At 53.5% G+C, this 1906-nt stretch carries 2 protein-coding genes; both read right to left on the bottom strand.

The window, feature by feature from the left end:
- The coding region (locus NP77_RS22550) for an MFS transporter (protein ID WP_039662025.1) at nt 1-715 on the bottom strand (715 nt) is incomplete at its 3' end.
- A gap of 263 nt (nt 716-978) precedes the next feature.
- Nucleotides 979-1906 (bottom strand): NtaA/DmoA family FMN-dependent monooxygenase (locus tag NP77_RS22545; RefSeq protein ID WP_039662023.1); only part of this gene is annotated, 928 nt, incomplete at its 5' end.

Below are 1906 nucleotides of genomic sequence, written 5' to 3'. Positions count from 1 at the left end.
CGCCCTGATTAGCTGCCCACAGTGGTGACTCATTCATAAACTTACTGCGCACCGCGATAATCAGCAGCGCCGGTACGGCGCCAAACAGCAGCGAGGCACGCCACAGCCAGTCGATGTGTTCAGCGGGCAGCAGGAAATAGAGTGCAAAAATAATAAAGAAGCAGACTGATGAGGCGGCATACCACATCGGACACCACGCCGCGAGCCGCGACGCTTTGTTTCCCTTGCCGGAGAATTTAGAGAACTCCGCCAGATAAGCCATGGCCACCGGCAGATCGATTCCTACTCCGACTCCCATCAGAAAGCGCGCTCCGATCAACACCCAGACATTGGGTGCCAGGCCCGCAGCTATAGCCGAAACCACAAAGAACAGCATGTCCGCCATAAACACTGAGTAGCGGCCATATTTATCAGTCAGCCAGCCGCCGACCAGATTACCGACGATGGTGCCAATCATAATCGAAGAGGTCACCAGTCCGGTCAGGACTGGGGTTAAGCCAAACTCTTTCACTACATCGTCAATACCATAGGAGAGCGTGGTGAGATCGTAAGCGTCGAGAAACACGCCCCCCAGTGCCAGGAAAACGATCCAGCGGGCATAGCTATTTTTCTCTGTATGACTGTTGATAAGCCGGGCCACATCACTCACCGAACCAACCGGTGAGGAGTGAGGCGGCGGGGCGGTCAGGGTGTCGTCAATATTTAATGTACTCATCGTATCCTCGTTATTATATTCAGCAGGTAACGAGGGTTTTATAGGCATTTGCGGCCCAGCTAACAAGCAACAAATAAAGATAACTATTTCAATATATTCAATAAGTTATTCACGCAAACTAATCACGAAAAAAGCCGGATGAATAGCTGGATTCATCCGGTAAGAAGCAAAGCATTTGTGTTTTTAAAACCTGAAAATCACGGTTTACTGCCAGCCCATAAAGCGTGGGTTCAGGCGTGACACCAGGCAGTGAACGTCCCGTCTCATCCCGACATTTCGGCGCTGTTTATCTGCTGTTCTGTGTCCGCGGTCCGACGATAACCGGCTCCGGGATGCGGCAAGGCCAGTCGTGGCCCCTGTCCAAACAACTTTTCACGCAGCGTGCCGTGCTGATAGTCCTGTTTGTAGACGCCACGCTTTTGCAGTTCCGGCACCAGCAATTCCACCACATCGGTGAAGGTTTCATGGGTCACGGCGTAGGCGAGGTTAAACCCGTCAACGTCGGTTTCTTCAATCCAGCTCTGCAATTCATCAGCCACGGTTTCGGCGCTGCCTGCCAGCAGCGGACCAAAGCCGCCAATGCCCACCCAGTCTGCCAGACCCTGCACCGTCCACTGCCGATGAGGATCGGCAGTAGAGAATGTCTCAACCGCCGACTGAATGGCATTGGTATGGAGATGCCTCAGTACCTGATCCGGCTGATACTGCCCGAAATCGATACCTGTCCAGCCCGAGATCAGCGCCAGCGCGCCTTCGTAACTGACATAGCTTTTGTACTCCTGCCATTTCGCCTGCGCCGCCAGGTCGGTTTCACCCACAATAACCGTCTGCAGATTGAAGATCAGTATTGAACGCGGATCGCGTCCTGCCTCTGCTGCCCTTTGTCGAATATCCGCTACGGTTTTCTTTAGCAGCACTTTTGACGGTGCCGCGACAAATACACATTCAGCATGCTCCGCTGCAAAGGCTTTACCGCGGCTGGAGGCGCCGGCCTGATAAAGCACCGGCGTGCGCTGCGGTGACGGCTCGCAAAGATGAATGCCCGGCACCTGGAAAAACGTGCCCTGATGATTAATCGGGTGGATTTTTTTAGGGTCGCTGAAAATTTGACGTTCACGATCGCACAGGACAGCACCGTCCTCCCAGCTACCTTCAAGCAGCTTATAGATGACCTGCAGATACTCATCGGCA

The organism is Pantoea sp. MBLJ3 (genome assembly GCF_000816655.1).
Classification (GTDB): Bacteria; Pseudomonadota; Gammaproteobacteria; order Enterobacterales; family Enterobacteriaceae; genus Pantoea; species Pantoea eucalypti.
Note: the sequence above shows the minus strand (reverse complement) of the source record. Positions and strands in the feature narration are given on the sequence as shown.